The sequence below is a fragment of the Microcystis sp. M049S2 genome (genome assembly GCF_020245625.1).
Lineage (GTDB): Bacteria > Cyanobacteriota > Cyanobacteriia > Cyanobacteriales > Microcystaceae > Microcystis > Microcystis ichthyoblabe_A.
The window spans coordinates 26,548-33,747 of sequence record NZ_JADBUN010000078.1; the positions used below are offsets into that span (position 1 = coordinate 26,548).

A 7,200-nucleotide genomic window follows, 5' to 3' on the forward strand; every position below is an offset into this window, starting at 1 on the left:
TCCTGATTAATGGAAACAATTACCTATGTTCAATACCTCTCGTCGCCAATTAATCCGTTATGGGGGTGGTTTTTTGGGAACCGGTCTAGCCGCCACTGTTTTGGGTTCTCAGTTGTCCAAAACTAACGCCCAAACTGCTGTTAATTCCCAGCCATGGCTAACGGCTCAAAATCAAGGATTGAACCCAGACCAGGCCTTAACTATGCTCATGGAAGGCAATCAACGTTTCTGGGAACGAAGAAAAAAAAGTCCTAACCGCGATCAAGCTCGACTCACAGAAGTGGCCGAAAGTCAAGCCCCTTTTGCGGCAATTTTGGGCTGTGCCGATTCTCGCGTGCCGGCAGAAATCGTTTTTGATCGCGGATTAGGAGATCTATTTGTTTGTCGGGTAGCGGGAAATTTAGCCACTTCCGAAGAAATTGGTAGCCTCGAATTCGGCACGTTGGTGTTAGGAGCCAAGGTAATTGTTGTCCTTGGCCATTCTCGTTGTGGAGCGGTAAAAGCCACCATTGAAGGGGGTCGATTCCCCGGACAAATCGGTCGTTTAATCGATGGCCTACAGGTGGGAGTTGATCGGGCCGAAAAACAACCCGGTTCTAACAAACTTGAGCGAGCCATTAAATCCAATGTTATCTATCAAGTAGAGAAATTAGGCAAGTCCCCAGTCATGGGTGATTTAGTAGATAAAAAACAATTAAAAATTGTTGGAGCCTACTACGATCTCGATACCGGCAAAGTGAGTTTAATTTAGTCAATTCTAGATTAGTCATCGTGTTGGTTGGCTAATCCTTTTCTCATCCCAGTCATTGTACATTCGATCGATACCAATATGCTCAGTACCCTGCTTTGGTTGCCAATAATTGGAGCAATTATCGTCGGTCTTTTCCCCGATAAATTTGCGCCAGCAAAATTACGTCAAATTACCCTCTTTTTTGTTGCCGCCGTCTTCTTGTGGTCTTTATATCTGCTGACCCAATATAACTTAACCAGCAATGGCTTTCAATTTTCTGAATACCGCGAATGGGCAAAACCAATCGGTTTAAGTTATAACCTCGGAGTCGATGGTTTGTCCTTACCGTTAATTATTTTAAGCTGTTTCTTGACAGGAATAGCTATCTATAGTACCGAAGAAAAACTAGAGCGTCCCCGACTTTATTACATCCTAATCCTCCTGATTAACGCCGGGGTTTCTGGGGCATTAATGGCTAAAAACCTGCTGCTGTTCATCGTTTTCTATGAACTAGAATTAATCCCCTTTTATCTGATGATTGCTATCTGGGGAGGCGAAAAACGTGGCTATGCTTCGATTAAATTCCTTCTCTACACTGCTGTCTCTGGGTTATTAGTCCTAGCGGCATTTTTAGGGATAGGTTTCCTCAACGGTGGTACTTTTGACTACTCCTCCCTCTCCACCGCCGATTTCTCCCAAAAAACCCAATTATTGCTCTTAACTCTGCTGTTAGTGGGATTTGGCATCAAAATCCCCCTCGTACCTCTCCATACTTGGCTACCGGATGCCTACACGGAAGCTTCCCCCGCTACAGCCATTTTATTAGGTGGTATCCTCGCTAAACTCGGTACTTATGGCTTAGTTCGCTTTGGTCTGCAATTATTCCCGGAAACTTGGTCTTTAATCGCCCCCGGACTGGCAATTGTCGGCGTTATTAGCGTTATTTACGGTGCTTTGAGCGCTATTGCCCAAAAAGACATTAAACGCATGGTGGCCTACAGTTCCATCGGTCACATGGGCTATATACTGGTAGCAGCCGCCGCCGGCACGGGTTTAAGCGTCCTTGGTGCCGTCGCGCAAATGATTAGCCATGGTCTCATTCTCGCCCTCTTATTCTATCTGGTGGGCATTGTCGAACGCAAAGCCGGAACTAGAGATTTAGACGTTTTAAACGGTTTAATGAACCCAATTCGCGGTTTACCCCTGGTTAGCGCCCTGTTAATTCTCGCCGGTATGGCCAGTGCTGGGATCCCCGGATTAGTGGGATTTGTGGCGGAATTTATCGTTTTTCAGGGTAGTTTCTCCCGTTTTCCCGTGCAGACGGTTCTCTGTATCATCGCTTCCGGTTTAACGGCGGTTTACTTTGTTATCCTGCTTAATCGCACCTGTTTTGGTAAATTGGATAATAAACTTGCCTACTATCCCAAAGTCCTGAAATCGGAAACTATCCCCGCTTTTGTCCTAATGGTATTAATCGTCTTTTTAGGCATTCAACCCAATTATTTAGTCCGTTGGATTGAACCCACCACTAACTCGATGGTTGCCAGCTTATCGGGAGAAGCAAAACCTAGTTTTGTCTTCAAAAAATCTCCGCAAAAGTCCTCAAAAACCAACTGGTTGAATCGGGGTAAATTTTTGAGTAATAGTTAGGGTTGGCTGAATAAATCTAAAAACCTTGTTGGATAAAACTTTTAGACTTTTTTGACCTCAAAAAGTGCCAGCCGAGAGTGATCGGGGCGAAAATTCCGGGACTTTTTTCCTGAAAATTAGGTAATTGACCGTCTGAAAATGGGTAAAACCCTACACCCCACACCCCACACCCCACACCCTGCCCCCACGAAAAACTTTTTCAGCAGACCCTAGTTAGTTATCCCTTGCTGTTTCCGAATTATTGTAACCGCTGCTAATTACTTTACCTAAAACTATGACTGGGACATTAATCAAAGCCAAAATTCCCCCTTCTACTCACGAATTCGCCGACATTATCCACCGTTTAGAAGCGGGTGGATCCATGTTGCCGGATACTCCCGAAAACCTGATGCAAATTATCGGCATTTATAAAGCTTATGCCGTGCCGATGGATTTTTATTGGCGAGATCTGCTCTATATTGCCGAACGAGTTTTCCTCGATCCTTTGCCCTTTTTTAAATATTTTCTGCCCCAAGAATACCTAGACCTACAAAATCATTACGCTGGCGATAATGCCGATTTACGCATCTGGCGCGGTACGGGTTCCGCTCACCCTGAATTGTTAGAATTCATGGATAAAGGTAAAACCAGAAAAATGCCCAGATTAATCCATCACCTCTGGCATGACCGCGTTAATATGGAATTTGCCGAAGCCTGTATGCAAGCCATGTTATGGCATGGCCGCGATATGGGTTGGGGTTTATTTGATGCCTATCTTGATTCAGAAGAATATCGCCAAAATGCCGACCGCGCTATTAAGGCCTATTTCAAGAAAAACCCCGTGATGATGAAACTTTATGACCTGTTCCCCGATATGTTCTTGGAACAGGTGCGGATGATGTCCTACTACTCCAATTTAGGACTATTCTGGGAAGTGATGGCCCCGGTATTTTTCGAGATGTCCGATATCTACGATGAAGGAGGGTTTAAAGGTGTTCCTGATGCCATGAATTTCCTCGTCAATGGTATTTTTGCCATCGCCGGCCGGCCAATTTATCATCATGTTTATATTGATGGTCAATGCTACGAAATTATCCCAAAATCAAAGGCTTTTACTTGGCTTTATGAAGCGGCTTTACCCTATGTAGAAGCGGTCTTTTATCGTACTGCTCCCTTCCGGGGTACAAAGTCCTATAATGCCCAAGCAAAACAGGTTCCTGACGAACAAAAAGACTTTCACTATGGCATTCTTTATGCGGATGTTTTCCCCGTGGGTACTGCGGGAATTCCGCCGACGTTGTTAATGGATGATATGTATCATTTTTTACCCCAATATCTGATTGATTACTATCAGCAAAACTGCCGGGGGGAAGACGATATTTTGATTCAATTGGGTATTAGTTTCCAGCGATCAATGTATAATGTGACTTCGGCAGTTATTCAAGCTCTACGCACTGCTTTACTCTATCCCCTCGACGATCCTAATCCCAAACATTTACTGAAAAATCGTCAATTCTTTGAGGCACAAATGGACAGATTTAAACGCCCCGAAGCGCGTCTTAGAGATATCCAAAGTCCTAATTATCGTTGAGGTTTTTTGGTTATTTTTCTGGTGGGTTTATAGCCCACCTTTTTTAATATAATGAGATGACCGACACCCAATGTTACACCAAATCCTGTTATAATAAAACGAGTAAAAACGAGGAGATAAAATGCCCAAGAAAGCTTACTTAGCCCAACATCTAAGTTCAGAGCAACTGAAAGATAGATACAGAAGCAGTCAAGACTCAGTAGGAGACTGGCGAAATTCAATATAGGGGAACTCGCTTTCTCTGAGGGATTCCTCAATTAAAATTGCGCTGGTTTCACTAGGAGTTTTTCCTCATTCGCGAGCTAACTGTTTGAGTCGTTCTGCTGTGCGATCGGGAAGTCGGGTACTAATAACTTGGGACATAAATTTTTCAACCTTAAATTTTAAATCATCGATTTAGAGATATTATATGCCAATTGGCACAAGAGGAAGAGGAGGTCATTCTATATTTCCCAATACTTCATTAGAATTAGAAAATTCAACTTCAATTTAGATCATTCCTCTCAATAGCGCCATAGCAGTTTTTTCCACTGATAACTGTTCACTGTTCACTGTATGAAGGATTTAGCAGTAGAGTGAACCCTGCTTGTTCAAAATGCCGATCTGATGTAAAGGCTAATGTAATTACTTCTTGCTGCATAATGACAAAGCTAATACAATCAGTTAGCCCCCAATCTTTATCAAGACGCTGACTATAAAGTTTCCAACCCTCATCGAAAAGAGATTTATTGAGCGGTATAATCTGTAAACCAATTAGATTGTTGAGGTGATTAATAAATCTAATTGTTTGAGAGCGAACTTTCGGCGAAACCAGAGCATCAGCCACTTCCAATAAAACAAAATCTGTTGTTATAAGCTGACATTTCTGTTGTTGAAGATTCGCCTTAACACGCTTGGCTTGTTCATGAAAAACATCATCAGCATTAATTAAGGCAATCCAGGCTGCCGTATCAACAAAAACCTTCCTCACGATTCTAGCTCTCGCTTGGGTAGCCCGTGAATGTAATGATCGTGCTGATAGGACAAATCGGAAATTCCTGTATTCATTTGACACTCTTCTAAGATTTGGTCAAACTCGTCCCAAAAATCATACCCTGGGGATCTGGATTCAAGCTGCTTTATGAGCATTGCGGCAATCTTATTTTGCTCCGATTCGGGGAGTTGTTTGACTTGAGCGATCGCCTCTTCTAATAGCTTTGTCATATCTTTGGAATTGTATAAAACCCTAATAACGATTATCTCATCATCTCGTTATCGTTACCAGGTTCTACCTGAAGCATACTTTTCAACAACAGTCTTATGGGATGAAAATTCGACCGACTCCCATATAGTTTTCTAGATCAAATAAAATCTCAATCAAGCGGGTAGCACATCTTTGCCGATAGCTACTTTCATCAAAGCGATCAGGGTTTCCAATTGTCAGAATTGGCAGGGAAGCGGGTGTATTTTCTTCACGTATGGTTTGTTCCAGCGAATCAATTCCTTTCATATTTCGATTTGCTGTAATTAAAATCATCTGAGTGTTTTGAGCAAATTGCCAAACAACCCGATCACTACTATCCATCGGCAATCCAACATCCTGAAAGGTGAAGAAGCGGATGGGCAAAAGATCAAGCCATCCTTCTGCTGAGAGGGTTCCCCAGAATAAAACAACATCGCCCGTTAAGTTGTAGTCAATCAGGAAGTTCATGATTGAGATTCAATGCGTGCTTTCCACTCTTGAAGCTTCGCACGAATGGTTTCTTGACCAGGCTTAGGGGGCATCGCCGCAATCTTGGCAAATCGCTCACGATTTCGCTCTTCCCAGTATTGACGAATTTCTGTCGCTGTCTGCAAGCATTCTTGATACTCGGCTTCAACCTCAGTACAATGGGTCTCAATGTATGCTAGGGCTGAATCAATCTGTCTATCATTAAGACCAAGTTTTTCACGAATCAGCTTGGGGGGATACTGAGCCTTTAGGTAATCCATAACATCATAAAGGGTAATTCGCGTACCAGCGATTGTCAATCCACGCTCTGTACGAATAATAGCTGATTGCCCGTTGGATACCAGAACCATACTCATAACCTTCTAGAATTTCATCGAAAATTTGGGTCTGAAACCCCGCCGTTTTACGGCGGCTTTGCTGTTAAATATTAGCACATTTACGAAATATATGCTAAAATATGAGACATGGAAAAAGCCTATTCTTACCGATTTTACCCGACACCAGAACAAGAGTCGCTATTGCGGCGCACTTTGGGATGTGTAAGATTGGTTTACAATAAAGCTCTCCACGAACGAACACAAGCATGGTACGAAAGACAAGAAAGAGTAGGATATACTGAAACTTCTTCAATGCTAACCGATTGGAAAAAACAAGAAGAATTAGAGTTTTTAAACGAAGTTAGCTGTGTACCTTTACAACAAGGGTTAAGACATTTACAAACAGCTTTTACTAACTTCTTTGCTGGTCGTACTAAGTATCCTAACTTTAAGAAAAAACATCAAGGAGGAAGTGCCGAATTTACCAAATCTGCTTTTAAATTTAAAGACAGACAAATCTATTTAGCTAAATGTACAGAACCTTTACCTATTCGATGGTCAAGACAAATACCAGAAAGCTGTGAACCAAGCACGGTAACAGTCAGATTACATCCCTCAGGACGCTGGCATATCTCAATAAGATTTGATGACCCAACAATCCAGCCATTACCCCCAACTGATAAAGCCATCGGAATTGACTTAGGAATTAGTAGCCTAGTAATTACCAGCGATGGCGATAAAGTATCTAATCCTAAGCATTTTAAGAAACATTATCGGAGACTGCGAAGAGCATCGAAAAATCTTTCTAGAAAACAGAAAGGGTCAAAAAATCGGGAAAAAGCAAGAATCAAAGTAGCCAAGATTCACGCTCAAATCACCGATAGCAGAAAAGACCATTTACACAAGCTAACCACTCAATTAGTTCGTGAAAACGAAACGATTGTGGTTGAGAATTTAGCCGTTAAGAATATGGTCAAAAACCCGAAATTATCTCAGGCAATATCTGATGCAAGCTGGGGAGAAATTACCCGACAATTAGCCTATAAATGCCGTTGGTACGGCAGAAATTACATCGAAATAGATAGGGCTTGCTGAATAAATCTAAAAACCTTGTTGGATAAGGCTTTTAGACTTTTTTGACCTCAAAAAGTGCCGACCATTGGAGGGATCAGGGGTAAAATTCAGGTACTTTTTCCCTGAAAATTAGGTAACTGACTACCTC

General features: G+C 42.3%; 7 protein-coding genes and 1 pseudogene. 4 read left to right on the forward strand and 4 right to left on the reverse strand.

Features of this window, described 5'->3' with window-relative positions:
• Positions 1-25: 25 nt before the first annotated feature.
• From IM496_RS06580 to IM496_RS06590, 3 genes are all read left to right on the forward strand, one after another.
• Positions 26-751: a carbonic anhydrase gene (locus IM496_RS06580; protein WP_287661587.1), complete on the forward strand. Its 726-nt coding sequence runs from the start codon at positions 26-28 to the stop codon at positions 749-751.
• A 78-nt stretch (positions 752-829) separates the two neighbouring features.
• Positions 830-2,380, forward strand: a complete 1,551-nt coding sequence (locus tag IM496_RS06585) for an NADH-quinone oxidoreductase subunit M (protein WP_287661588.1) — start codon at positions 830-832, stop codon at positions 2,378-2,380.
• A 274-nt stretch (positions 2,381-2,654) separates the two neighbouring features.
• Positions 2,655-3,950, forward strand: coding sequence for a CO2 hydration protein (locus IM496_RS06590; protein ID WP_002761524.1), 1,296 nt, complete (start codon positions 2,655-2,657; stop codon positions 3,948-3,950).
• A gap of 541 nt (positions 3,951-4,491) precedes the next feature.
• On the opposite strand, the gene IM496_RS06595 is transcribed toward IM496_RS06590, so the two are convergent.
• From IM496_RS06595 to IM496_RS06610, 4 genes are all read right to left on the reverse strand, one after another.
• Positions 4,492-4,920 carry a type II toxin-antitoxin system VapC family toxin gene (locus tag IM496_RS06595; protein ID WP_287661589.1) on the reverse strand — a complete coding sequence of 143 codons (429 nt, stop codon included), beginning with the start codon at positions 4,918-4,920 and terminating at the stop codon, positions 4,492-4,494.
• The gene (locus tag IM496_RS06600; protein WP_104396433.1) at positions 4,917-5,153 is read right to left on the reverse strand and encodes a hypothetical protein; all 237 of its coding nucleotides are present in this window, start codon (positions 5,151-5,153) and stop codon (positions 4,917-4,919) included. Before IM496_RS06600 ends, IM496_RS06595 begins: the two co-directional genes overlap by 4 nt.
• A 94-nt stretch (positions 5,154-5,247) precedes the next feature.
• The gene (locus tag IM496_RS06605; protein ID WP_002758893.1) at positions 5,248-5,640 is read right to left on the reverse strand and encodes a DUF5615 family PIN-like protein; all 393 of its coding nucleotides are present in this window, start codon (positions 5,638-5,640) and stop codon (positions 5,248-5,250) included.
• Positions 5,637-6,011 carry a DUF433 domain-containing protein gene (locus IM496_RS06610; RefSeq protein ID WP_002758892.1) on the reverse strand — a complete coding sequence of 125 codons (375 nt, stop codon included), beginning with the start codon at positions 6,009-6,011 and terminating at the stop codon, positions 5,637-5,639. Before IM496_RS06610 ends, IM496_RS06605 begins: the two co-directional genes overlap by 4 nt.
• 114 nt (positions 6,012-6,125) lie before the next feature.
• Between IM496_RS06610 and IM496_RS06615 the strand changes: the two are divergent.
• Positions 6,126-7,064 (forward strand): annotated as a pseudogene (locus IM496_RS06615) (RNA-guided endonuclease InsQ/TnpB family protein); the annotation flags it as partial.
• Positions 7,065-7,200 lie beyond the last annotated feature (136 nt).